The sequence below is a fragment of the Candidatus Pseudomonas phytovorans genome (genome assembly GCA_029202525.1).
Taxonomy (GTDB): domain Bacteria; phylum Pseudomonadota; class Gammaproteobacteria; order Pseudomonadales; family Pseudomonadaceae; genus Aquipseudomonas; species Aquipseudomonas phytovorans.
This window is the reverse complement of the sequence record CP119325.1, coordinates 2,532,595-2,556,297: the sequence shown is the minus strand read 5'-3', so window position 1 is coordinate 2,556,297 and position 23,703 is coordinate 2,532,595. Positions and strand designations below refer to the sequence as shown.

Sequence of the window (23,703 nt, the reverse complement as noted above, 5' to 3'; positions counted from 1 at the left end):
GGCAGGATTCCACCGGTCTGCTAACGTGGTGGAATCCGCCCACCCGCAGGTAGTCCGCCATGGCCCGTACAACGCCCATCGAGCTGTACCGCAATATCGGCATCGTCGCCCACGTGGACGCCGGCAAGACTACGACTACCGAGCGGATCCTGTTCTACACCGGGGTCAACCACAAGATGGGCGAGGTGCATGATGGTGCCGCGACCATGGACTGGATGGCCCAGGAGCAGGAACGCGGCATTACCATCACTTCGGCGGCGACCACGGCATTCTGGCAAGGCTCGACCAAACAGTTCGAGCACAAGTATCGCTTCAACATCATCGACACCCCCGGCCACGTCGACTTCACTATTGAGGTGGAGCGTTCTTTGCGCGTACTCGATGGCGCGGTGGTGGTGTTCAGCGGGGCCGACGGCGTCGAACCACAGTCCGAGACGGTCTGGCGCCAGGCCAACAAATATCATGTGCCACGCTTGGCCTACATCAACAAGATGGACCGCCAGGGCGCCGACTTTTTGCGCGTGGTCAAACAGATCGATCAGCGCCTGGGGCACCACCCGGTGCCCATCCAGTTGGCCATCGGCAGTGAAGAGCACTTCATCGGCCAGATCGACCTGGTGAAAATGAAGGCCATCTACTGGAACGATGCCGATAACGGCACCACCTATCGCGAAGAAGACATCCCCGCCGAACTTCAGGCGCTGGCCGACGAATGGCGTGCGCACATGATCGAGGCGGCGGCAGAAGCCAATGACGAGCTGACCCTGAAGTTTCTCGAAGGCGAGGAACTGAGCGTCGACGAGATCAAGGCCGCGTTGCGCCAGCGCACCATCGCCAACGAAATCGTGCCGACCATTCTCGGCTCCTCGTTCAAGAACAAGGGCGTCCCGCTGATGCTCGATGCGGTGATCGACTACCTGCCCGCCCCCTCGGAAATCCCGGCGATCAAAGGCACCGACCCCGACGACGAAGACAAGCACCTGGAACGCCACGCCGACGACAAGGAACCGTTCTCGGCGCTGGCCTTCAAGATCGCCACCGACCCCTTCGTCGGCACCCTCACCTTCGCCCGGGTGTATTCGGGCGTGCTCAGTTCCGGCAACGCGGTGCTCAACTCGGTCAAGGGCAAGAAGGAACGCATCGGCCGCATGGTGCAGATGCACGCCAACCAGCGCGCGGAGATCAAAGACGTGTGCGCCGGCGACATCGCCGCGCTGATCGGCATGAAAGACGTGACCACCGGCGACACCCTGTGCGACATGGACAAGCCGATCATCCTCGAACGCATGGACTTCCCCGACCCGGTAATTTCCGTGGCGGTGGAGCCGAAAACCAAGGCCGACCAGGAAAAGATGGGCATTGCCTTGGGCAAACTGGCCCAGGAAGACCCGTCATTCCGTGTGCGTACCGACGAAGAAACCGGCCAGACCATCATCTCCGGCATGGGCGAGTTGCACCTGGACATCATCGTCGACCGCATGCGCCGCGAGTTCAACGTCGAGGCCAATATCGGCAAGCCGCAGGTGGCCTACCGCGAGAAAATCCGCAATACCTGCGAAATCGAAGGCCGCTTCGTCCGCCAGTCCGGCGGCCGTGGCCAATACGGCCATTGCTGGATCCGCTTCGCCCCCGGCGATGAAGGCAAGGAAGGCCTGGAATTCATCAACGAGATTGTCGGCGGAGTGGTCCCGCGCGAGTACATCCCGGCGATCCAGAAGGGTATCGAGGAGCAGATGAAGAACGGCGTGCTCGCCGGCTACCCGCTGATCAACCTCAAGGCGGCAGTCTTCGACGGCTCGTACCATGATGTCGACTCCAACGAGATGGCCTACAAGATCGCTGCGTCGATGGCCACCAAGCAGCTGTCGCAGAAAGGTGGCGCGGTGTTGCTGGAGCCGGTGATGAAGGTGGAGGTGGTGACGCCGGAGGAATACCAGGGCGATATCCTCGGCGACCTGAGTCGGCGCCGGGGCATGATCCAGGACGGTGACGAAACGCCGGCCGGCAAAGTGATCCGTGCCGAGGTGCCGCTGGGCGAGATGTTTGGCTATGCCACCTCAATGCGCTCGATGACCCAGGGCCGGGCCAGCTTCTCGATGGAGTTCACGCGCTATGCCGAAGCCCCGGCAAGCATTGCCGATGGCATCGTGAAGAAAAACCGCGGCGAGTAATGCAGTCACCTGTGCCGGCCTCTTCGCGGGTTCACCCGCGAAGAGGCCGGCACAGGTGACGACTACCTTCAGTGCTGCTCACCCGCCCGCTTCAACAGCTTCTTGCACCGCTCCGACAAATGCACCACACGCAGATGCTTGCCCGCCTTGGCATAGCGCTCACGCAAGGTCTTCAATGCCGCAACCGCCGAATAATCTACAAAGCTCAAATGCTGGCAATCCAGCGTGACCTGGGCCGGGTCGGTGGCGGCATCAAACTGGTTGAGAAACGAGGCAGTCGAGGCAAAGAATAGCGTGCCATGAACCTGATATCGCTTGCCGCCCTCGGGATCCTCATGGCTGTCGGCATACAGTTCCCGCGCATGCTGCCAGGCAAAGTTGAGCGCCGCGATGATGATGCCGAACAGCACCGCCATGGCCAGGTCGGTAAGCACTGTCACAACGGTCACCGCAATGATCGCCAGCACATCGTTCAGCGGCACCTTGTGCAGCACTCGCAGCGAGGCCCAGGCAAAGGTCTGCTGGGCCACCACGAACATCACCCCGACCAGCGCCGCCAACGGAATACGTTCGATCAGTGGCGACAGGAACAACACGAACAGCAAGATCATCACCCCGGCCACCACCCCCGACAGCCGGCCACGGCCGTTGGAGCTGAGGTTGATCACTGTCTGGCCGATCATTGCGCAACCGCCCATGCCACCGCACAGGCCCGAGACCATGTTCGCCGCGCCCAGCGCCACGCACTCTCTGTCCGGGAAGCCACGGCTCTCGGTGACTTCATCCGTCAGGTTGAGGGTGAGCAAGGTTTCCAGCAGGCCGACCATGGCCATCAGCACCGCGTAGGGGGCGATAATTCTCAGGGTTTCCAGGTTCCAGGGCACATCCGGCAGCGCCAGCGCCGGCAGGCCACCTGCGATGTGCGCCATGTCACCCAGGGTGCGGGTGGGCAGCCCCAGCGCGTAAACCAGCAGGCCAACGCCGAGGATCGCCACCAGGGCCGGTGGCACCGCGCGGGTCAGTTTCGGCAGCAGGTAGACCACCGCCATAGTCAGCGTCACCAGGCCGATCATCAGGTACAGCGGCGCGCCACTTAGCCAGTGTTCACCCTCCTTGAAATGCTCAAGCTGGGCCATGGCAATGACAATAGCCAGACCGTTGACGAAACCCAGCATCACCGGGTACGGCACCAGGCGCACGAGTTTGCCCAGGCGCAGCAGGCCAAACAGGATCATCACCACCCCGCCCAAGAGCACCGTCGCCAACAAGTATTGCGCGCCGTGCTGTACCACCAGCGCAACGATCACCACCGCCATCGAGCCGGCAGCGCCGGAGATCATCCCGGGCCGCCCACCGAACAGCGCTGTCAGGGTACAAATGATGAACGCGCCGTACAGGCCCATCAGCGGGTTGAGGTGGGCAACCAGGGCGAAGGCGATGCACTCGGGCACCAGGGCGAACGAGGTGGTCAGGCCGGCGAGCAGGTCGGCACGTAGTCGGGCGGGTTTCATGAGCATCCTGTTTTTAGCCGTACAACAGCCTGGGGCACCTGTACGGCCTTTAGAGCGAGCAAAAATCGAGGGCGCGATGTTACGGAATTTGTCTGACAGCAGCCACCGCGCAATGTAGCCGAACAGCTCACAAGCCGCCTGACAGGGCCTGAGGAGTGGGATTATCTGTAATTATCTGGCTGACTATAATTTATAGTTGCCTGGATAAAGTCAGTATAAAAGGCAGTTTTTGATGTGCTTCCAGCACAGGCAGGACGCCTTTGCCATCATGGCAACCCCACCTGCGGAGATCATGGACATGCCGCTACGCCCTCTTCTCGCCTCCCTGCTGCTCATCGCCAGCCTCACCGCCCAAGCCGGCACCGAGGTAGTGCCGCTACAGCACCGCAGCAGCGCCGAACTGCTGCCTGCCGCACAGGCATTCATCGGAAAAGACGGCACCGTCAGCGCTTTCGAGAACAAGCTGATCGTCAACGCCAGCCCCGAACGCATCGACGACCTGCGCGCTTTGCTGCAACAGCTGGACACCGCGCCCAAACGCCTGCTCATCAGCGTCGACAACAACGACAGCAACTTCCAGGACAACCGCGGCAATGCGCGCGTCATCCACTACGGCACCAGCAACCGCGACGGTGGCATGCAGCAGGTGCAGGCCAGCGAAGGCCAGCCTGCGCTCATTCAGGTAGGCCAGAGCATCCCGATCACCAGCACCAGCACCGACGGCTACGGGCGCCTGCAGAGCAACACCGAATACCGTAACGTGACCCAGGGTTTCTACGTTACACCCAGCTTGAGCGGCGATACGGTTCGTCTGCAAATAAGCACTAATAACGACCGCATCAGCCAGGAACGTGCAGATGTAGTGAAAGTGCAAAGTACCGACACGACTGTCACCGGCCGGCTCGGCGAATGGATCACCCTGGCAGGCTATAACCAGCAGAGCCAAGCCGACCGCAGCGCGTCAAGCCGTAGTTACAGCACCCAGCGCGGTGAAAACATGACTTTGCGTGTAAAAGTCGACCTTCTCGACTGATTCCAGGCAATTCAAGGCCTCGACCAAAGGCCTTGAAACTGACTGACAAGTCGTATCAGACCAAAGATGTAGTAAGTAGAAAAATTCACTACAAAACATTTGACAGGGTCTTTTTCCCAAGGGCATGATGGCCTCGCTCCCGCTAATCAGGGGCCCTGGCAAGGGCCTTCGAGGCGTACTCCTCCCACCCCTGGAGGCGCCTCATGTCTATACGGCCCACAAGGCGGTTCGACAGGATTGTGACTGCAACGAAGAAGTTGTCCCGAGGGACGGAAGCGCATCATCGCAGTACTGGCAATCCGCGTAGCACCGCAGCAAGGCAACCACGAGCCGACCTGCCGGAGCACACCATCGCCTGGCCTGCCTCCCTTCCCCTTCGAGCCTTCGCGTTCGCCGTCGCACTCCTGCGAACAGGACAGCCGCCAGGCGCCCTGATCTGCACCCGAGCATCAGCACAATTAACCCAAGATCGATGCGACGAGGTTTATTTCCATGGCACTGACACGCGAACAGCAAATTGCAGCCCTCGAGAAAGACTGGGCCGAGAACCCGCGCTGGAAAGGCGTGACCCGTACCTACACCGCCGCTGATGTCGTTCGCCTGCGTGGCTCCGTGCAACCTGAGCACACCTTTGCCCGCCAAGGTGCAGAAAAACTGTGGAAGCTGGTCACCCAAGGTGCCCACCCGTCCTTCCGCCCGGAAAAAGATTTCGTCAACTGCATGGGCGCCCTGACCGGCGGCCAGGCAGTGCAGCAGGTAAAAGCGGGCATCCAGGCCATTTACCTGTCCGGCTGGCAGGTTGCTGCCGACAACAACTCGGCCGAATCGATGTACCCTGACCAGTCGCTGTACCCGGTTGACTCGGTACCGACCGTGGTCAAGCGCATCAATAACTCGTTCCGCCGCGCCGACCAGATCCAGTGGAAAGCCGGCAAGAACCCGGGCGACGAAGGCTACATCGACTACTTCGCGCCAATCGTGGCTGACGCCGAAGCCGGTTTCGGTGGCGTACTGAACGCCTACGAGCTGATGAAGAACATGATCGAGGCAGGCGCCGCCGGCGTGCACTTCGAAGACCAGCTGGCTTCGGTGAAAAAATGCGGCCACATGGGTGGCAAGGTACTGGTACCGACCCAGGAAGCCGTACAGAAGCTGGTGGCCGCGCGCCTGGCTGCTGACGTATCGGGCGTGCCGACCATCATCCTGGCCCGTACCGACGCCAACGCCGCCGACCTGCTGACCAGCGACTGCGACCCGTACGACCAGCCGTTCGTGATTGGCGAGCGTACTCGTGAAGGCTTCTACAAGGTCCGCGCCGGCCTCGACCAGGCCATCTCCCGCGGCCTGGCCTATGCGCCATACGCCGACCTGATCTGGTGCGAAACTGCCAAGCCAGACCTGGACGAAGCCCGCCGCTTCGCTGAAGCGATCAAGAAGGAGTACCCGGACCAGATCCTGTCGTACAACTGCTCGCCTTCCTTCAACTGGAAGAAGAACCTGGACGACGCCACCATCGCCAAGTTCCAGCGCGAGCTGTCGGCCATGGGCTACAAACACCAGTTCATCACCCTGGCCGGCATCCACAACATGTGGCACGGCATGTTCAACCTGGCACACGACTACGCCCGTAACGACATGACCGCCTACGTGAAGCTGCAAGAGCAGGAATTCGCTGACGCCAGCAAAGGCTACACCTTCGTGGCGCACCAGCAGGAAGTGGGCACTGGCTACTTCGACGACATGACCACCGTGATTCAGGGTGGGGCATCGTCGGTGACTGCACTGACTGGTTCGACTGAGGAAGAGCAGTTCCACTGATTTTTGGGTGGTGAATGAGGCCCGGGGCTTGTGAGAGCCTCGGGCCTTTTTTATGGAGCTTGGCTTCGATCTCACAGGCGCTGAATCTGTCGTGGCGAGCACCTTGCAGCCCAACACGATCCCCCTCTCCCAACCAACCCGCCATATCAGGTCTATGCTTCACCCCAACCACCAAAGCATTGACCCAGAGCGGTACGCGCCCCTCCAAAACCTGCCATAACAAGAGTCTTTCGCATTTGCAAGTAGGGGGAATCGCCAGATGAACTTTACAAGGCACAGAAGAGCCAAATTACATGGCACCAGGTCAAATGATATTAATTATCATTCCGGAGCTTGTAATTCGTTACCAGTCGCAAGAAACATAATTAACAGAACCGCACGCAATGCCCGAATTTCAAGGCTTTCAGCCAGTTAGAAAGCGGTTTTGTACTAAATCCTACGAATAAAAGTGCTACAGAAATTTTACTTGCATCAGGTTTACCCATAAAATCAGCGCGATTGATTCAGCTGCGACATTTGGTCACTGCACGTGCGACACCAAGTCGCCGCTCTACACTTATTTCAGACTGCAGAGCTGGGTCTCTGTATAAGGATCTCTAGCATGTCCGATTCGGCAGGACTCATCGCCCACAACTGGGGCTTTGCCATCTTCCTCCTGGGTGTCGTCGGCCTGTGCGCCTTCATGCTCGGCCTGTCCAGCCTGCTCGGTAGCAAGGCTTGGGGCCGCGCCAAGAACGAACCCTTCGAATCCGGCATGCTGCCTACCGGCAGCGCGCGCCTGCGCCTGTCCGCCAAATTCTATCTGGTCGCGATGCTGTTCGTGATCTTCGATATCGAAGCCCTCTTTCTCTTTGCATGGTCTGTGTCCGTCCGCGAAAGCGGCTGGACCGGGTTCGTCGAAGCTCTCGTTTTCATAGCAATTCTGTTGGCAGGTCTTGTCTACCTATGGCGCGTCGGTGCTCTTGATTGGGCTCCCGAAGGTCGCCGCAAGCGGCAAGCGAAGCTGAAACAATGAGGCTTTGGCAATGCAATACAATCTCACCAGAATCGATCCGGATGCGCCCAACGAGCAGTACCCGGTAGGTGAACGGGAAACCGTCACCGATCAACTGCTAGAGGACCAGGTCCACAAGAACATCTACATGGGGAAACTCGAAGATGTGCTGCGTGGCGCGGTCAACTGGGGTCGCAAGAACTCCCTCTGGCCGTACAACTTCGGCCTGTCCTGCTGCTACGTGGAAATGACCACGGCGTTCACGGCACCCCACGACATCGCCCGCTTCGGCGCCGAAGTCATCCGGGCCTCGCCGCGTCAGGCCGACTTCATGGTCATCGCCGGCACCTGCTTCATCAAGATGGCGCCTATCATTCAGCGTCTCTATGAGCAGATGCTCGAACCGAAGTGGGTCATCTCCATGGGTTCGTGCGCCAACTCCGGTGGCATGTACGACATCTACTCGGTCGTTCAGGGGGTCGACAAGTTCCTCCCCGTGGACGTCTATGTGCCCGGCTGCCCGCCACGCCCTGAGGCTTTCCTGCAAGGCTTGATGCTGTTGCAGGAGTCGATCGGCCAAGAACGACGCCCGCTTTCCTGGGTTGTTGGTGATCAAGGTATTTACCGTGCCGAGATGCCAGCCCAGAAAGATCTGCGTCGTGAGCAGCGCATTGCAGTAACCAACCTGCGCAGCCCCGACGAAGTCTGATCCAGCGACCTGCCGCCCGCTCCCCTGGAGCCGGCGGCCTGGCTTCATTCTTAACGTTGACCCAAAGCGACCGAGACCATGACAGCGGACAACGCTATTTTTATTCCGCCCTACAAGGCTGACGACCAGGATGTGGTCGTCGAACTGAACAACCGTTTTGGCGCCGAAGCATTCGTCGCCCAGGAAACCCGCACCGGCATGCCCGTGCTGTGGGTCAAGCGCGCCCAGCTCAAAGAGGTGCTCAGCTTCCTGCGCGGTGTCGCCAAGCCTTACAGCATGCTGTACGACCTGCACGGCGTCGACGAACGCCTGCGCACCCAGCGCCGTGGCCTGCCAGCGGCCGACTTCAGTGTGTTCTACCACTTGATGTCGATCGAGCGTAACAGCGACGTGATGATCAAGGTGTCGCTCAGCGAAGGCGACCTGAACCTGCCGACCGTGACCGGTATCTGGCCGAATGCCAACTGGTACGAACGCGAAGTGTGGGACATGTTCGGCATCGACTTTGCCGGCCACCCGCACCTGACCCGCATCATGATGCCGCCGACCTGGGAAGGTCACCCGCTGCGCAAGGACTTCCCGGCCCGCGCCACCGAGTTCGACCCCTACAGCCTGACCCTCGCCAAGCAGCAGCTTGAAGAGGAATCGGCACGTTTCAACCCGGAAGCCTGGGGCATGAAGCGTCAGGGCGCCAACGAGGACTACATGTTCCTCAACCTCGGCCCCAACCACCCTTCGGCGCACGGTGCGTTCCGTATCGTCCTGCAGCTGGACGGTGAAGAAATCGTCGACTGCGTACCGGACATCGGCTACCACCACCGTGGTGCCGAAAAAATGGCCGAGCGCCAGTCCTGGCACAGCTTCATTCCCTACACCGACCGTATCGACTACCTCGGCGGGGTAATGAACAACCTGCCGTACGTAATGGCGGTGGAGAAGCTGGCCGGCATCAAGGTGCCACAGAAGGTCGACGTGATTCGCGTCATGCTGGCGGAGTTCTTCCGCATCACCAGCCACCTGTTGTTCCTGGGTACCTATATCCAGGACGTCGGCGCCATGACCCCGGTGTTCTTCACCTTCACCGACCGCCAGCGCGCCTACACCGTGATCGAAGCGATCACCGGTTTCCGCCTGCACCCGGCCTGGTACCGCATCGGCGGCGTCGCCCACGACCTGCCGCGCGGCTGGGAAAAACTGGTGAAGGACTTCGTCGACTGGCTGCCAAAGCGCCTCGACGAATACAACAAGGCCGCCCTGCAGAACAGCATCCTCAAAGGCCGTACTATCGGTGTCGCCGCCTACAACACCAAAGAGGCCCTGGAATGGGGCACCACCGGTGCCGGCCTGCGTTCCACCGGTTGCGACTTCGACCTGCGTAAAGCACGCCCCTACTCCGGCTACGAGAACTTCGAGTTCGAAGTGCCGCTGGCCCACAACGGCGATGCCTACGATCGCTGCATGGTCCGTGTCGAGGAGATGCGCCAAAGTATCCGCATCATCGACCAGTGCATGCGCAACATGCCGGAAGGCCCGTACAAGGCGGATCACCCGCTGACCACGCCGCCACCGAAAGAGCGCACCCTGCAGCACATCGAAACCTTGATCACGCACTTCCTGCAGGTCTCGTGGGGCCCGGTCATGCCGGCCAACGAGTCGTTCCAGATGATCGAAGCGACCAAGGGCATCAACAGTTATTACCTGACGAGCGATGGCGGCACCATGAGCTACCGCACCCGGATCCGTACCCCGAGCTACCCGCACTTGCAGCAGATCCCTTCGGTGATCAAAGGCAGCATGGTCGCCGACCTCATTGCGTACCTGGGCAGTATCGACTTCGTTATGGCTGACGTGGACCGCTAAGCATGAACAGCACGCTTATCCAGACAGACCGTTTCGCCCTGAGCGAAACAGAGCGCTCGGCCATCGAGCACGAAATGCATCACTACGAGGACCCGCGCGCGGCGTCCATCGAAGCCCTGAAGATCGTCCAGAAGGAACGTGGCTGGGTGCCGGACGGCGCCATCCACGCCATCGGCGACGTGCTGGGCATCCCGGCCAGCGACGTCGAAGGTGTAGCCACCTTCTACAGCCAGATCTTCCGCCAGCCGGTCGGCCGCCACATCATCCGCGTGTGCGACAGCATGGTCTGCTACATCGGCGGCCACGAGTCCGTGGTCAGCCAGATCCAGAGCGAACTGGGCATCGGCCTCGGCCAGACCACTGCCGACGGCCGTTTCACCCTGCTGCCAGTGTGCTGCCTGGGCAACTGCGACAAAGCCCCGGCGCTGATGATCGACGACGACACCTTTGGTGATGTGCAGCCGGCTGGCGTCACCAAACTGCTGGAGGGTTACGTATGACCATTACTTCCTTCGGCCCGGCCAACCGCATCGCGCGTTCGGCCGAAACCCACCCGCTGACCTGGCGCCTGCGTGACGACGGCGAGCCGGTTTGGCTGGCCGAGTACCAGGCGAAGAACGGCTACGCAGCTGCGCGCAAGGCACTGGGCGAGATGTCGCAGGACGACATCGTGCAAAACGTCAAAGACTCCGGTCTCAAGGGCCGTGGTGGTGCGGGCTTCCCCACTGGCGTGAAGTGGGGCCTGATGCCCAAAGACGAATCCATGAACATCCGCTACCTGCTGTGCAACGCGGACGAAATGGAGCCGAACACCTGGAAGGACCGCATGCTGATGGAGCAACAGCCCCATCTGCTGGTCGAGGGCATGCTGATCAGCGCCCGCGCCCTGAAGGCCTACCGTGGCTACATCTTCCTGCGTGGCGAATACACCACGGCGGCAAAAAACCTCAACCGCGCCATTGATGAAGCCAAGGCCGCAGGCCTGCTGGGCAAGAACATCCTCGGCTCCGGTTTTGATTTCGAGTTGTTCGTGCACACCGGTGCCGGCCGCTACATCTGCGGTGAAGAAACCGCGCTGATCAACTCGCTGGAAGGCCGCCGCGCCAACCCGCGCTCCAAGCCGCCCTTCCCTGCCGCCGTGGGCGTGTGGGGCAAGCCGACTTGCGTGAACAACGTTGAAACCCTGTGCAACGTGCCGGCCATCGTCGCCAACGGCAACGACTGGTACAAGTCGCTGGCCCGTGAAGGCAGCGAAGACCACGGCACCAAGCTGATGGGCTTCTCCGGCAAGGTGAAGAACCCGGGCCTGTGGGAACTGCCGTTCGGCGTTACCGCCCGCGAGCTGTTCGAAGACTACGCCGGTGGCATGCGCGACGGCTTCAAGCTCAAGTGCTGGCAGCCAGGCGGCGCCGGTACCGGTTTCCTGCTGCCCGAGCACCTCGACGCACAGATGTACGCCGGTGGCATCGCCAAAGTCGGCACCCGTATGGGTACCGGCCTGGCCATGGCGGTGGACGACAGCGTCAACATGGTTTCGCTGCTGCGCAACATGGAAGAGTTCTTTGCCCGCGAATCGTGTGGCTGGTGCACCCCATGCCGTGACGGCCTGCCATGGAGCGTGAAGATGCTGCGCGCACTGGAGAATGGCCAAGGCCGCGCCGAAGACATCGAGACGCTGCTGGGGCTGGTCAACTTCCTCGGCCCAGGCCGTACCTTCTGTGCTCACGCACCGGGTGCCGTCGAGCCGCTGGGCAGTGCCATCAAATACTTCCGCTCGGAGTTCGAGGCCGGTGTGGCGCCTGAAAGCGCTGGCACTTTGCGCCCGAACCTGGCGAAGCCGATTGTGGTCGGCGCATAAAAAGATAGAAAGCGGGTGGTCCGTGCCACCCGCCAGCCCGCTGGCCGGCCCGCATGAAGCGTGGCGTGCCGCAGGCTCACAGATTTCCATTAGCCACGCCCGCTCACGCGGGCCAACGAAGAACTTTGAACAATGGCCACTATCCACGTAGACGGCAAAGCGCTCGAAGTCAACGGTGCAGACAACCTGTTACAGGCGTGTCTGTCGCTAGGCCTCGATATCCCTTATTTCTGCTGGCACCCGGCGCTTGGTAGCGTTGGCGCCTGCCGGCAGTGCGCGGTCAAGCAGTACACCGACGAAAACGACACCCGTGGTCGTATCGTCATGTCCTGCATGACCCCTGCCTCCGACGGCAGCTGGATCTCCATCGAAGATGAAGAGTCCAAGGCGTTTCGCGCCAGCGTCGTCGAATGGCTGATGACCAACCACCCGCACGACTGCCCGGTGTGCGAGGAAGGCGGTCACTGCCACCTGCAAGACATGACGGTAATGACCGGCCACAACGAGCGCCGTTACCGTTTCACCAAGCGTACCCACCAGAACCAGGACCTCGGCCCGTTCATCGCCCATGAGATGAACCGCTGCATCGCCTGCTACCGCTGCGTGCGCTACTACAAGGACTACGCCGGTGGTACCGACCTGGGCGTTTACGGTGCCCACGACAACGTGTACTTCGGCCGCGTCGAAGACGGCGTGCTGGAAAGCGAATTCTCCGGCAACCTGACCGAGGTCTGCCCGACCGGTGTGTTCACCGACAAGACCCACTCCGAGCGCTACAACCGCAAGTGGGACATGCAGTTCGCTCCGAGCATCTGCCATGGCTGCTCCAGCGGCTGCAACATCAGCCCGGGCGAGCGCTACGGCGAACTGCGCCGGATCGAAAACCGCTTCAACGGTTCGGTCAACCAGTACTTCCTGTGCGACCGCGGCCGTTTCGGCTACGGCTACGTCAACCGCAAAGACCGCCCACGCCAGCCACACTTGGCCGACGGCTCCAAGCTGGGCCTGGACGCTGCCCTGGACAAAGCCGCCGACCTGCTGCGCGGCCGCACCATCGTGGGTATCGGCTCGCCACGCGCCAGCCTCGAAAGCAACTACGGCCTGCGTGAGCTGGTCGGCGCCGACTACTTCTACTCGGGTATGGAAGCTGGCGAACTGGCCCGCGTACGCCTGGCCCTGAACGTGCTGAATAATAGCCCGCTGCCGGTGCCGACCCTGCGCGACATCGAAAAACACGACGCCGTGTTCGTGCTCGGTGAAGACCTGACCCAAACGGCAGCCCGTGTTGCCCTGGCCGTACGCCAGGCCACCAAAGGCAAGGCCGAAGCGATGGCCGAGGCCATGCGCGTTCAGCCTTGGCTGGATGCCGCCGTGAAAAACATCGGCCAGCACGCGCTGTACCCGCTGTTCATCGCTTCGCTGGCTGAAACCAAGCTGGACGACGTTGCCGAAGAGTGCGTGCACGCAGCCCCGGCCGACCTAGCCCGTATCGGCTTCGCCGTGGCCCACGCCATCGACCCGAGCGCACCTGCCGTTGCTGGCCTGGACGACGAAGCCAAGGCCCTGGCCCAGCGCATCGCCGACGCCCTGGTCGCCGCCAAGCGCCCACTGGTGGTTGCCGGTACCTCGCTGGCCGACCCGGCGCTGATCGAAGCCGCCGCCAACATCGCCAAGGCCCTCAAGCTGCGCGAGAAGGACGGTTCGCTGAGCCTGGTGGTGCCTGAGGCCAACAGCATCGGCCTGGCCATGCTCGGTGGCGAGTCCATTGATGCCGCGCTGGACGCGGTCATCAGCGGCAAGGCCGACGCCATTGTCGTGCTGGAAAACGACCTGTACGCCCGCGTACCGGCCGCCAAAGTCGACGCAGCCCTGGCTGCGGCCAAGGTGGTGATTGTTGCTGATCACTCCAAAACCGCTACTGTCGAGCGCGCCCACCTGGTGCTGCCGGCTGCCTCGTTCGCCGAAGGCGACGGTACTCTGGTCAGCCAGGAAGGCCGTGCCCAGCGCTTCTTCCAGGTGTTCGACCCGCAATACCTGGACAGCAGCATCCAGATTCACGAAGGCTGGCGCTGGATGCACGCCCTGCGTGCCACCCTGCTGAACAAGCCGGTCGACTGGACCCAGCTGGACCACGTCACCAGCGCCTGCGCCGAAGCCGCTCCGCAACTGGCCGGCATCGTCAACGCCGCGCCAAGTGCCGCGTTCCGCATCAAGGGCATGAAACTGGCCCGTGAGCCGCTGCGTTACTCCGGCCGTACCGCCATGCGCGCCAACATCAGCGTGCACGAGCCGCGTACCCCGCAAGACAAGGACACCGCGTTCGCTTTCTCGATGGAAGGTTACTCGGGCTCCGCCGAACCGCGCCAGCAGGTGCCGTTCGCCTGGTCGCCGGGCTGGAACTCGCCGCAAGCCTGGAACAAGTTCCAGGACGAGGTCGGTGGCCACCTGCGTGCCGGTGACCCGGGCGTGCGCCTGATCGAGTCGCAAGGTGACCGCCTGAACTGGTTCAACACCATTCCGGGCGCTTTCAGCCCGGCCCGTGGCACCTGGACTGCCGTGCCGTTCTTCCACCTGTTCGGCAGCGAAGAAAGCTCTTCGCGCGCCGCCCCGGTGCAACAGCGCATCCCGGCTGCTTACGTGGCCCTGGCCAAGTCCGAAGCCGACCGCCTGGGTGTCAACGACGGTGCTCTACTGAGCCTGAACGTTGCCGGTGTAGCCCTGCGTCTGCCGCTGCGCATCAATGAAGAACTGGGCGCTGGCCTGGTAGCGCTGCCGAAAGGCCTGGCCGGCATCCCGCCAGCCATCTTCGGTGCATCCGTCGAAGGCCTGCAGGAGGCAGCACAATGAGCTGGTTCACCCCCGAAGTGATCGATGTGATCATTCAGGTCGTCAAGGCCATCGTGGTCTTGCTGGCCGTGGTGGTTTGCGGCGCCTTCCTCAGCTTCGTCGAGCGGCGCCTGCTGGGCTGGTGGCAGGACCGCTACGGTCCGAACCGCGTTGGCCCGTTCGGTCTGTTCCAGATCGCTGCCGACATGCTGAAGATGTTCTTCAAGGAAGACTGGAACCCACCTTTCGTCGACCGCATGATCTTCACCCTGGCGCCGGTCGTGGCCATGAGTGCCCTGCTGATCGGTTTCTCGATCATCCCGATCACTCCAAGCTGGGGCGTCGCCGACCTGAACATCGGCCTGCTGTTCTTCTTCGCCATGGCCGGCCTGTCGGTCTACGCGGTGCTATTCGCCGGCTGGTCGTCGAACAACAAGTACGCCCTGCTGGGCAGCTTGCGTGCTTCGGCGCAGACCGTGTCGTACGAGGTGTTCCTGGGCCTGGCGCTGATGGGCGTGGTGGTGCAGGTGGGTTCGTTCAACATGCGCGACATCGTTGAATACCAGGCACAGAACCTGTGGTTCATCATTCCGCAGTTCTTCGGCTTCTGTACCTTCTTCATTGCTGGCGTCGCCGTGACTCACCGTCACCCGTTCGACCAGCCAGAGGCAGAACAGGAACTGGCCGACGGCTACCACATCGAGTATGCCGGCATGAAATGGGGCATGTTCTTCGTCGGTGAGTACATCGGCATCATCCTCATCTCGGCGCTGCTGGTAACACTGTTCTTCGGCGGCTGGCACGGTCCTTTCGACCTGCTGCCTCAGGTACCCTTCCTGTGGTTCGCGCTGAAAACCGCGTTCTTCATCGTCCTGTTCATCCTGCTGCGCGCCTCGATCCCGCGCCCACGCTATGACCAGGTGATGGACTTCAGCTGGAAGTTCTGCCTGCCGCTGACCCTGATCAATTTGCTGGTGACCGCTGCGATCGTGCTTTACAACACGCCAGCCGTCGCGGCCCAGTGAGGATTTGACCCATGTTCAAGTATATCGGCGACATCGTTAAGGGCACCGGCACTCAGCTGCGCAGCCTGGCAATGGTGTTCTCCCACGGGTTCCGCAAGCGCGACACCCTGCAGTACCCTGAAGAACCCGTGTACCTGCCGCCGCGCTACCGTGGCCGCATCGTCCTCACCCGCGACCCCGATGGCGAGGAGCGCTGCGTAGCGTGCAACCTCTGCGCGGTGGCCTGCCCGGTTGGCTGTATTTCGCTGCAGAAAGCCGAAACCGACGACGGACGCTGGTACCCGGAGTTTTTCCGCATCAACTTCTCCCGTTGCATTTTCTGCGGCCTGTGTGAAGAAGCGTGCCCGACCACCGCGATCCAGCTGACTCCGGATTTCGAAATGGCCGAGTTCAAGCGTCAGGACCTGGTGTACGAGAAAGAAGATCTGCTGATCTCCGGCCCCGGCAAAAACCCTGATTACAACTTCTACCGTGTTGCGGGTATGGCGATCGCTGGCAAGCCGAAAGGCTCTGCACAGAACGAAGCCGAGCCGATCAACGTGAAGAGCTTGCTCCCATAAGGACAGAAAGATGGAATTCGCTTTCTACTTCGCATCCGGGATCGCCGTGGTCTCCACCCTTCGGGTGGTGACCGGTACCAACCCCGTGCACGCCCTGCTGTACCTGATCATTTCGCTGATTTCCGTGGCGATGATCTTCTTCTCCCTCGGTGCACCGTTCGCGGGCGCCCTGGAAGTGATTGCCTACGCCGGCGCCATCATGGTGCTGTTCGTGTTCGTGGTGATGATGCTCAACCTGGGGCCGGCTTCGGTCGCCCAGGAACGCGGCTGGCTCAAGCCCGGCATCTGGGTTGGGCCAGTCATCCTTGGCACCCTGCTGCTGCTGGAACTGCTGTACGTGCTGTTCGTCACGCCGAGTGGCGCAGGCATCAGCGGCACCACCGTGGGCCCGAAAGCCGTGGGCATCAGCCTGTTCGGCCCGTACCTGCTGGTGGTCGAACTGGCCTCGATGCTGCTGCTGGCTGCAGCCGTCACCGCCTTCCACCTGGGCCGTAACGAGGCGAAGGAGTAAATCATGGGTGCTATCCCTCTCGAGCATGGTCTGGCAGTCGCCGGCATCCTGTTCTGCTTAGGTCTGGTTGGCCTGATGGTCCGCCGCAACATCCTCTTCGTGCTCATGAGCCTGGAAGTCATGATGAACGCCTCTGCCCTGGCGTTCGTCGTCGCCGGTGCCCGTTGGGTGCAGCCCGACGGCCAGGTGATGTTCATTCTGGTGATCAGCCTGGCAGCCGCCGAGGCCAGTATTGGCCTGGCTATCCTGCTGCAGCTGTATCGCCGCTTCCACACTCTCGACATCGATGCTGCCAGTGAGATGCGCGGATGAACCTTATCTTCCTGACTTTCGTCTTCCCCCTCATCGGCTTCCTGCTGCTGTCGTTCTCGCGCGGGCGGTTCTCGGAGAACCTGTCCGCCCTGATCGGGGTCGGCTCGGTGGGCCTCTCGGCCGCCGTGGCCGCCTACGTCATCTGGCAATTCAACGTCGCCCCGCCTGCAGGCGGCGCGTACAGCCAGCTGCTGTGGCAGTGGATGTCGGTGGACGGCTTCGCGCCGAACTTCACCCTGTACGTCGACGGCCTGTCGGTGACCATGCTCGGCGTGGTGACCGGTGTCGGCTTCCTGATCCACCTGTTCGCGTCCTGGTACATGCGTGGTGAAGCCGGCTACTCGCGCTTCTTCTCGTACACCAACCTGTTCATCGCCAGCATGCTGTTCCTGATCCTGGGCGATAACCTGCTGTTCATCTACTTCGGCTGGGAAGGCGTGGGCCTGTGCTCGTACCTGTTGATTGGTTTCTACTACAGCAACCGCAACAACGGTAACGCGGCGCTCAAGGCGTTCATTGTCACCCGTATCGGCGACGTGTTCATGGCCATCGGCCTGTTCATCCTGTTCGCCCAGCTGGGCACCCTGAACGTGCAGGAACTGCTGGTGCTGGCACCGCAGAAGTTCCAGGCAGGCGACACCTGGATGGTGCTGGCAACGCTGATGCTGCTGGGCGGTGCGGTCGGTAAATCGGCTCAGCTGCCACTGCAGACCTGGCTGGCTGATGCAATGGCTGGCCCGACCCCGGTTTCGGCACTGATCCACGCCGCCACCATGGTAACCGCAGGCGTTTACCTGATCGCCCGCACCAACGGCCTGTTCCTCCTGGCGCCGGACATCCTGCACCTTGTAGGCGTGGTCGGCGGCGTGACCCTGGTACTGGCCGGCTTCGCCGCGCTGGTACAGACCGACATCAAACGCATCCTCGCCTACTCGACCATGAGCCAGATCGGCTACATGTTCCTGGCCCTGGGCGTTGGCGCCTGGGACGCGGCGATCTTCCACCTGATGACCCACGCCTTCTTCAAGGCCCTGCTGTTCCTTGCCTCCGGTGCGGTGATCGTTGCCTGCCACCACGAGCAGAACATCTTCAAGATGGGCGGCCTGTGGAAGAAACTGCCACTGGCCTACGCCAGCTTCGTGGTCGGTGGTGCTGCCCTGGCTGCCCTGCCGATCGTGACCGTGGGCTTCTACTCCAAGGACGAGATCCTCTGGGAAGCCTTCGCCAGCGGCAACACCGGCTTGCTGTACGCCGGCCTGGTCGGTGCGTTCATGACCTCGCTGTACACCTTCCGCCTGATCTTCATCGCCTTCCACGGCGAAGCCAAGACCGAAGCTCACGCAGGCCACGGCATCAGCCACTGGCTGCCGCTGGGCGTGCTGATCGTGCTGTCGACCTTCGTCGGTGCGTGGATTCACCCGCCACTGGCAGGCGTGCTGCCTGAAAGCGCCGGCCACGCTGGTGGCGAAGCCAAGCACTCGCTGGAAATCGCTTCGGGCGCCATCGCGGTTGCCGGCATCCTGCTGTCGGCCCTGCTGTTCCTGGGCAAGCGCAGCTTCGCCAGCGCTGTGGCCAACAGCAGCATCGGTCGCATCCTGTCGGCCTGGTGGTTCGCTGCCTGGGGCTTCGACTGGATCTACGACAAGCTGTTCGTCAAACCTTACCTGCTGATCTGCCACATCCTGCGCAAGGACCCGGTAGACCGCAGCATCGGCCTGATCCCTCGCATGGCTCGCGGCGGCAACGTTGCCATGAGCAAGACCGAGACCGGCCAGCTGCGCTGGTACACCGCCTCGATCGCCGTCGGTGCCGTACTGGTGCTGGGCGCTGTGGTGGTGGCTGCGGTATGACTATGAAGAACCTTGCGACTTTGCCAAAGGAAACCAACCCGTCATGATTTTGCCTTGGCTGATCCTGATTCCTTTCATCGGCGGCCTTCTGTGCTGGCTGGGTGAGCGCTTCGGCGCCACCCTGCCGCGCTGGATCGCACTGCTGACCATGTCCCTGCTGCTCGGCATCGGCCTGTGGCTGTGGGCTCACGGCGACTACACCCTGGCCCCGGCTCCGGGCGCTGAACCGCACTGGGCATACGAATACAAACTCGAGTGGATCAAGCGCTTCGGCATCAGCATTCACCTGGCCCTCGACGGCCTGTCGCTGCTGATGATCCTGCTTACCGGCCTGCTCGGTGTGCTGTCGGTACTGTGTTCCTGGAAAGAGATCCAGCGCCACGTCGGCTTCTTCCACCTCAACCTGATGTGGATCCTCGGCGGCGTGGTCGGTGTGTTCCTGGCCCTGGACCTGTTCCTGTTCTTCTTCTTCTGGGAAATGATGCTGGTGCCGATGTACTTCCTCATCGCGCTCTGGGGTCACAGCTCGGCAGACGGCAAGAAGACCCGGATCTACGCGGCGACCAAGTTCTTCATCTTCACCCAGGCCAGCGGCCTGATCATGCTGGTGGCGATCCTGGGCCTGGTGCTGGTCAACTACAACACCACCGGTGTACTCACCTTCAACTACAGCGACCTGCTCAAGGCCGAGCTGCCGGCTGGCGTCGAGTACGTGCTGATGCTGGGCTTCTTCATCGCCTTCGCGGTAAAGCTGCCGGTTGTGCCGTTCCACTCCTGGCTGCCTGACGCTCACGCCCAGGCGCCGACCGCAGGTTCCGTGGACCTGGCGGGTATCTTGCTGAAGACCGCGGCCTACGGCCTGCTGCGCTTCGCCCTGCCGCTGTTCCCGAACGCTTCGGCCGAGTTCGCACCCATCGCCATGGGCCTGGGCCTGGTCGGTATCTTCTACGGTGCCTTCCTGGCCTTCGCGCAAAGCGACATCAAGCGCCTGATCGCCTTCTCCAGTGTCTCGCACATGGGCTTCGTGCTGATCGGTATCTACTCCGGCAGCCAGCAGGCCCTGCAAGGTGCGGTGATTCAGATGCTGGCCCACGGCCTGTCGGCTGCTGCGCTGTTCATCCTGTCCGGCCAGCTGTACGAGCGCCTGCACACCCGTGACATGCGTCAGATGGGTGGCCTGTGGCACCGTATCGCCTACCTGCCGGCCATCAGCCTGTTCTTCGCCGCGGCATCGCTGGGCCTGCCAGGCACCGGTAACTTCGTTGGCGAGTTCCTGATCCTGATCGGCAGCTTCGCCCATGTACCGTGGATCACCGTGATCGCCACCACCGGCCTGGTATTCGGTTCGGTCTACTCGCTGATCATGATCCACCGCGCCTACTTCGGCCCGGCCAAGGCCGACACCGTGCTGGCTGGCATGGACGGTCGCGAGCTGATCATGGTGCTGGGCCTGGCGGGCCTGCTGATTCTGCTGGGCGTGTATCCGCAGCCGTTCCTCGACACCTCTGCCGCCACCATGAGTGGTGTGCAGCAGTGGCTCGGTTCCGCTTTCACTCAACTCGCTTCGGCCCGGTAAGAGCGCTATGGAATTCACCACTCAACACTTCATCGCATTGGCGCCGATGCTGATCACCACCATCACCACGGTGGTGGTGATGCTGGCGATCGCCTGGAAGCGCAACCACTCGCAGACCTTCCTGCTGTCCACCGTGGGCCTGAACCTGGCCCTGCTGTCGATCTTGCCAGCACTGAAAGTCGCACCGCTGGCGGTCACTCCGCTGCTCACCATCGACAAGTTCGCCTGCCTGTACATGGCGATCGTCCTCGTGGCCACGCTGGCATGCGTCACCCTTGCCCACGCTTACCTCGGCGAAGGCGCCAAGGGTTTCCCGGGCAACCGTGAAGAACTGTACCTGCTGTTGCTGATGTCGGCACTCGGTGGCCTGGTGCTGGTCAGCGCCAACCACCTGGCCGGCCTGTTCATCGGCCTGGAGCTGCTGTCGGTGCCGGTCTACGGCCTGGTCGCGTATGCCTTCTTCAACAAGCGCTCGCTGGAAGCCGGCATCAAGTACATGGTGCTGTCGGCCGCAGGCTCGGCTTTCCTGCTGTTCGGCATGGCCTTGCTGTACGCCGATGCCGGTAGCTTGAGCTTCGACCAGATCGGCAAAGCGCTTGCCGCGACCAACATGCCAAGCCTGCTGGCCCAACTGGGCCTGGGCATGATGCTGGTCGGCCTGGCCTTCAAGCTGTCGCTGGTGCCGTTCCACCTGTGGACCCCTGATGTGTACGAAGGCGCCCCGGCGCCGGTCGCCGCATTCCTGGCAACCGCCAGCAAGGTTGCGGTATTCGCCGTGCTGGTTCGCTTGTTCATGATCTCCCCAGCTGCAAGCAGCGGCGTGCTGAGCACCGTCCTGGCCGTGATCGCGGTTGCCTCGATCCTGATCGGTAACTTGCTGGCACTTACCCAGAGCAACCTCAAGCGTCTGCTCGGTTACTCGTCCATCGCTCACTTCGGTTACCTGCTGATCGCTTTGGTCGCCAGCAAGGGCCTGGCAATGGAAGCCATGGGCGTGTACCTGGTCACCTACGTGATCACCAGCCTGGGCGCCTTCGGTGTCATCACCCTGATGTCCTCGCCTTATGGCGGTCGTGACGCCGATGCGCTGTACGAGTACCGTGGCCTGTTCTGGCGCCGTCCGTACCTGACTGCGGTATTGACCGTGATGATGCTGTCGCTGGCGGGTATCCCGCTGACCGCCGGCTTCATCGGCAAGTTCTACATCATCGCCACCGGCGTCGAGTCGCACCTGTGGTGGCTGGTCGGTGCCCTGGTCATTGGTAGTGCCATTGGCGTTTACTACTACCTGCGGGTCATGGTTACCCTGTACCTGGTCGAGCCAAACCTGCGTCGCCACGACGCCCCGCTGAAGTGGGAACAGCGCACCGGCGGCGTCATGCTGCTGGCCATCGCCATCCTCGCCTTCGTGCTTGGCGTGTACCCGCAACCGCTGCTGGAAATGGTCCAGCAAGCGGGCCTGCAACTGATCGGCTGATCGCCCCGGCAACACAAAACACCCCGCTTATGCGGGGTGTTTTTTTATCTGCGTACTGTTTTGCCTGCCCCCAATGGCGCCTCACTCAACCGGGATGGCCTTCTCCTGCCAGCGCTGCCTTGCGCAAATCACCATTGGCCGAAGGCAGGTACACTTCCGGATTGGGCATCCCGCTAGGGGAGAGTTCATGAGTCATTTCAAATTCGGCGCGTACTGACCAGCCGCACGCCTCAGTGGTGCATTGCAAATAAGCGATACGCAGGAAAATATGGCGCCCTTCGCTAGTACGTATGCGCATCCGGCTGTGGCAGTGCGGGCAAACCAGCTTGTAAGTACTCACGGCAAGTACCTGCTAGCATTGCCCCGGCCAGCTTGTGTGTCAGTATTGGCTGCAACTGTGGGTGTATTCTTCAATTTGATGGTTCTCATTGCAGAAGTGCTCCTTAAAACGCAGGGCTGTATTCATAACGAGTAGTTTAAGCCCATGGAATATCATTAAACCAGTCATGGATATTTGTTATGAGTACTCACGTACTTGCTGCGGTGCTTACGCGCCTGAAGCTTCTGACCGGCGCCCAGTCCGATGCCGACTTGTCACGCGCGCTGTCGGTCAGCCCGCAGACGCTTAGCAGCTGGAAGGTGCGCGATAGTGTGCCGTACTCACTTTGCATAGAAATGGCCCGGCAACACGCATGCTCGCTGGACTGGTTGCTGCTGGGCGAAGTACAGCAGCACCCCGCACACCAGGCTGAAACGGGCTGGGAGTTCGACATGCTCGAACGGCTGCGCACGCTCTCACCCACTGATCGCCAGGCCATCTTGCTGCTCATCAGCGACAAGCAACGCATCCAGCAGCTGGAACTGCAATTGCGCGAGCTGACCAGCCACCCGCCCACAGCCGCCAGCGGCTAACTTCGGCGGCGCCAGCGCTGGATGATTTCGCGCGGGTCCAGCGTGTCCAGCCAGACCATGACCTTTAGGCTGATGGGGATCACCACCACGGCAGCGACGAACGCCGCCATGTCACGGGTCAGCAAAGGCACCAATGATGAAACCAGCGGTTCAAACAGGTGGCCGACACCCACGGTCACTAACACCAGTAACAGCTTCTTGCTCAGCGTCAGGCGCCTGGTTGCATTGGTGATCAACCGGTCGCGCGCTGCACTCACCAGCAAAGCCCCCAGCAGCGCGGCAAACAACACACTGCCATCCACGCCCAGCAGCGCTATCAGTTCCGGGCCCCAGCAATCGATAACAGATTCCTCAGGCATGAGCAGCTCCCCGACGCGCATTGGGCAGGTATGCGCTTGCGCCCAAGCTGTACATGACCGCAGCTTCAACAAAACGGATGTAGCACACTCGCAATGCGCGCCCTTGGTCATGCCCGGCCACATCCTCAAGCCGCTTGTATCCTCGCTCTCGCAGCGCCGCGCGCCAGCAGGCGAATTCCCGTGCTGCATCAATGGCGGCGCAGCGTGCGGCCACTTCCAGGGCGGCCTCACTGACCGGCCGCGGCAGGCTCAGGCGCTCGCGCAGCCTGCCAAGGTCCACCCGCGGCCAGAACGGGTCATGGCTGTCGGCATAACGCGGTAACAGCAGATCGTTGCTCATG

Annotated in this window: 21 protein-coding genes; 17 read left to right on the top strand and 4 right to left on the bottom strand. The window is 61.8% G+C overall.

Annotated elements, in window-relative coordinates; all coding sequences use genetic code 11:
* Positions 1–59: 59 nt before the first annotated feature.
* Positions 60–2,171, top strand: a complete 2,112-nt coding sequence (gene fusA / locus P0Y58_11230) for an elongation factor G (GenBank protein ID WEK32733.1) — start codon at positions 60–62, stop codon at positions 2,169–2,171.
* A 68-nt stretch (positions 2,172–2,239) separates the two neighbouring features.
* Here the strand turns inward: fusA and P0Y58_11225 are convergent, their stop codons facing one another.
* Entirely contained in the window at positions 2,240–3,682 is a 1,443-nt protein-coding gene (locus tag P0Y58_11225; GenBank protein WEK32732.1) for a SulP family inorganic anion transporter, read from the bottom strand.
* A gap of 268 nt (positions 3,683–3,950) precedes the next feature.
* Here P0Y58_11225 and P0Y58_11220 point away from each other — a divergent pair, with 268 nt between their 5' ends.
* From P0Y58_11220 to nuoN, 15 genes are all read left to right on the top strand, one after another.
* Positions 3,951–4,715 (top strand): secretin N-terminal domain-containing protein, encoded by a 765-nt coding sequence (locus tag P0Y58_11220; GenBank protein WEK32731.1) that lies wholly within the window; start codon positions 3,951–3,953, stop codon positions 4,713–4,715.
* A 492-nt stretch (positions 4,716–5,207) separates the two neighbouring features.
* Complete coding sequence (gene aceA / locus P0Y58_11215; protein ID WEK32730.1) at positions 5,208–6,533, top strand: isocitrate lyase; 1,326 nt, start codon at positions 5,208–5,210, stop codon at positions 6,531–6,533.
* Positions 6,534–7,134: 601 nt separating this feature from the next.
* Positions 7,135–7,548 (top strand): NADH-quinone oxidoreductase subunit A, encoded by a 414-nt coding sequence (locus P0Y58_11210; protein ID WEK32729.1) that lies wholly within the window; start codon positions 7,135–7,137, stop codon positions 7,546–7,548.
* 10 nt (positions 7,549–7,558) lie between these two features.
* On the top strand, positions 7,559–8,236 hold the full coding sequence (locus P0Y58_11205) for an NADH-quinone oxidoreductase subunit B (GenBank protein ID WEK32728.1): 678 nt from the start codon (positions 7,559–7,561) through the stop codon (positions 8,234–8,236).
* A 78-nt stretch (positions 8,237–8,314) separates the two neighbouring features.
* Entirely contained in the window at positions 8,315–10,096 is a 1,782-nt protein-coding gene (gene nuoC, locus P0Y58_11200) for an NADH-quinone oxidoreductase subunit C/D (GenBank protein WEK32727.1), read from the top strand.
* A gap of 2 nt (positions 10,097–10,098) precedes the next feature.
* Positions 10,099–10,596, top strand: a complete 498-nt coding sequence (gene nuoE, locus P0Y58_11195; GenBank protein WEK32726.1) for an NADH-quinone oxidoreductase subunit NuoE — start codon at positions 10,099–10,101, stop codon at positions 10,594–10,596.
* On the top strand, positions 10,593–11,954 hold the full coding sequence (nuoF, locus tag P0Y58_11190) for an NADH-quinone oxidoreductase subunit NuoF (protein ID WEK32725.1): 1,362 nt from the start codon (positions 10,593–10,595) through the stop codon (positions 11,952–11,954). The genes nuoE and nuoF overlap by 4 nt, the downstream gene beginning before the upstream one ends.
* Before the next feature lie 132 nt (positions 11,955–12,086).
* Positions 12,087–14,801, top strand: coding sequence for an NADH-quinone oxidoreductase subunit NuoG (gene nuoG, locus P0Y58_11185; protein WEK32724.1), 2,715 nt, complete (start codon positions 12,087–12,089; stop codon positions 14,799–14,801).
* Complete coding sequence (gene nuoH / locus P0Y58_11180) at positions 14,798–15,805, top strand: NADH-quinone oxidoreductase subunit NuoH (GenBank protein ID WEK32723.1); 1,008 nt, start codon at positions 14,798–14,800, stop codon at positions 15,803–15,805. The genes nuoG and nuoH overlap by 4 nt, the downstream gene beginning before the upstream one ends.
* An 11-nt stretch (positions 15,806–15,816) precedes the next feature.
* A complete protein-coding gene (gene nuoI, locus P0Y58_11175; protein ID WEK32722.1) occupies positions 15,817–16,365 on the top strand; it encodes an NADH-quinone oxidoreductase subunit NuoI in 549 nt (182 codons plus the stop codon).
* 10 nt (positions 16,366–16,375) lie between these two features.
* Entirely contained in the window at positions 16,376–16,876 is a 501-nt protein-coding gene (gene nuoJ, locus P0Y58_11170; GenBank protein WEK32721.1) for an NADH-quinone oxidoreductase subunit J, read from the top strand.
* Positions 16,877–16,879: 3 nt separating this feature from the next.
* Positions 16,880–17,188, top strand: a complete 309-nt coding sequence (gene nuoK, locus P0Y58_11165; protein WEK32720.1) for an NADH-quinone oxidoreductase subunit NuoK — start codon at positions 16,880–16,882, stop codon at positions 17,186–17,188.
* Positions 17,185–19,038, top strand: coding sequence for an NADH-quinone oxidoreductase subunit L (nuoL, locus tag P0Y58_11160; GenBank protein WEK32719.1), 1,854 nt, complete (start codon positions 17,185–17,187; stop codon positions 19,036–19,038). The genes nuoK and nuoL overlap by 4 nt, the downstream gene beginning before the upstream one ends.
* A 43-nt stretch (positions 19,039–19,081) precedes the next feature.
* Positions 19,082–20,614, top strand: coding sequence for an NADH-quinone oxidoreductase subunit M (gene nuoM, locus P0Y58_11155; protein ID WEK32718.1), 1,533 nt, complete (start codon positions 19,082–19,084; stop codon positions 20,612–20,614).
* A gap of 7 nt (positions 20,615–20,621) precedes the next feature.
* Complete coding sequence (gene nuoN, locus P0Y58_11150) at positions 20,622–22,091, top strand: NADH-quinone oxidoreductase subunit NuoN (GenBank protein ID WEK32717.1); 1,470 nt, start codon at positions 20,622–20,624, stop codon at positions 22,089–22,091.
* A gap of 85 nt (positions 22,092–22,176) precedes the next feature.
* Here nuoN and P0Y58_11145 read toward each other — a convergent pair whose 3' ends face one another.
* Positions 22,177–22,431: an ogr/Delta-like zinc finger family protein gene (locus tag P0Y58_11145; protein ID WEK32716.1), complete on the bottom strand. Its 255-nt coding sequence runs from the start codon at positions 22,429–22,431 to the stop codon at positions 22,177–22,179.
* Positions 22,432–22,610: 179 nt separating this feature from the next.
* Here P0Y58_11145 and P0Y58_11140 point away from each other — a divergent pair, with 179 nt between their 5' ends.
* Complete coding sequence (locus tag P0Y58_11140; GenBank protein WEK32715.1) at positions 22,611–23,003, top strand: helix-turn-helix domain-containing protein; 393 nt, start codon at positions 22,611–22,613, stop codon at positions 23,001–23,003.
* Here P0Y58_11140 and P0Y58_11135 read toward each other — a convergent pair.
* Positions 23,000–23,362, bottom strand: a complete 363-nt coding sequence (locus tag P0Y58_11135) for a hypothetical protein (GenBank protein WEK32714.1) — start codon at positions 23,360–23,362, stop codon at positions 23,000–23,002. The genes P0Y58_11140 and P0Y58_11135 overlap by 4 nt on opposite strands.
* Entirely contained in the window at positions 23,355–23,702 is a 348-nt protein-coding gene (locus P0Y58_11130) for a head completion/stabilization protein (GenBank protein WEK32713.1), read from the bottom strand. The genes P0Y58_11135 and P0Y58_11130 overlap by 8 nt, the downstream gene beginning before the upstream one ends.
* Between the last annotated feature and the right edge of the window lies 1 nt (position 23,703).

What these genes read in the sequence shown, in the direction of transcription:
- fusA (WEK32733.1), top strand. Translation starts at nt 60, where the DNA reads ATGGCCCGTACAACGCCCATCGAGCTGTACCGCAATATCGGCATCGTC.
- P0Y58_11225 (WEK32732.1), bottom strand. Translation starts at nt 3,682, where the DNA reads ATGAAACCCGCCCGACTACGTGCCGACCTGCTCGCCGGCCTGACCACC.
- P0Y58_11220 (WEK32731.1), top strand. Translation starts at nt 3,951, where the DNA reads ATGGCAACCCCACCTGCGGAGATCATGGACATGCCGCTACGCCCTCTT.
- aceA (WEK32730.1), top strand. Translation starts at nt 5,208, where the DNA reads ATGGCACTGACACGCGAACAGCAAATTGCAGCCCTCGAGAAAGACTGG.
- P0Y58_11210 (WEK32729.1), top strand. Translation starts at nt 7,135, where the DNA reads ATGTCCGATTCGGCAGGACTCATCGCCCACAACTGGGGCTTTGCCATC.
- P0Y58_11205 (WEK32728.1), top strand. Translation starts at nt 7,559, where the DNA reads ATGCAATACAATCTCACCAGAATCGATCCGGATGCGCCCAACGAGCAG.
- nuoC (WEK32727.1), top strand. Translation starts at nt 8,315, where the DNA reads ATGACAGCGGACAACGCTATTTTTATTCCGCCCTACAAGGCTGACGAC.
- nuoE (WEK32726.1), top strand. Translation starts at nt 10,099, where the DNA reads ATGAACAGCACGCTTATCCAGACAGACCGTTTCGCCCTGAGCGAAACA.
- nuoF (WEK32725.1), top strand. Translation starts at nt 10,593, where the DNA reads ATGACCATTACTTCCTTCGGCCCGGCCAACCGCATCGCGCGTTCGGCC.
- nuoG (WEK32724.1), top strand. Translation starts at nt 12,087, where the DNA reads ATGGCCACTATCCACGTAGACGGCAAAGCGCTCGAAGTCAACGGTGCA.
- nuoH (WEK32723.1), top strand. Translation starts at nt 14,798, where the DNA reads ATGAGCTGGTTCACCCCCGAAGTGATCGATGTGATCATTCAGGTCGTC.
- nuoI (WEK32722.1), top strand. Translation starts at nt 15,817, where the DNA reads ATGTTCAAGTATATCGGCGACATCGTTAAGGGCACCGGCACTCAGCTG.
- nuoJ (WEK32721.1), top strand. Translation starts at nt 16,376, where the DNA reads ATGGAATTCGCTTTCTACTTCGCATCCGGGATCGCCGTGGTCTCCACC.
- nuoK (WEK32720.1), top strand. Translation starts at nt 16,880, where the DNA reads ATGGGTGCTATCCCTCTCGAGCATGGTCTGGCAGTCGCCGGCATCCTG.
- nuoL (WEK32719.1), top strand. Translation starts at nt 17,185, where the DNA reads ATGAACCTTATCTTCCTGACTTTCGTCTTCCCCCTCATCGGCTTCCTG.
- nuoM (WEK32718.1), top strand. Translation starts at nt 19,082, where the DNA reads ATGATTTTGCCTTGGCTGATCCTGATTCCTTTCATCGGCGGCCTTCTG.
- nuoN (WEK32717.1), top strand. Translation starts at nt 20,622, where the DNA reads ATGGAATTCACCACTCAACACTTCATCGCATTGGCGCCGATGCTGATC.
- P0Y58_11140 (WEK32715.1), top strand. Translation starts at nt 22,611, where the DNA reads ATGAGTACTCACGTACTTGCTGCGGTGCTTACGCGCCTGAAGCTTCTG.
- P0Y58_11135 (WEK32714.1), bottom strand. Translation starts at nt 23,362, where the DNA reads ATGCCTGAGGAATCTGTTATCGATTGCTGGGGCCCGGAACTGATAGCG.
- P0Y58_11130 (WEK32713.1), bottom strand. Translation starts at nt 23,702, where the DNA reads ATGAGCAACGATCTGCTGTTACCGCGTTATGCCGACAGCCATGACCCG.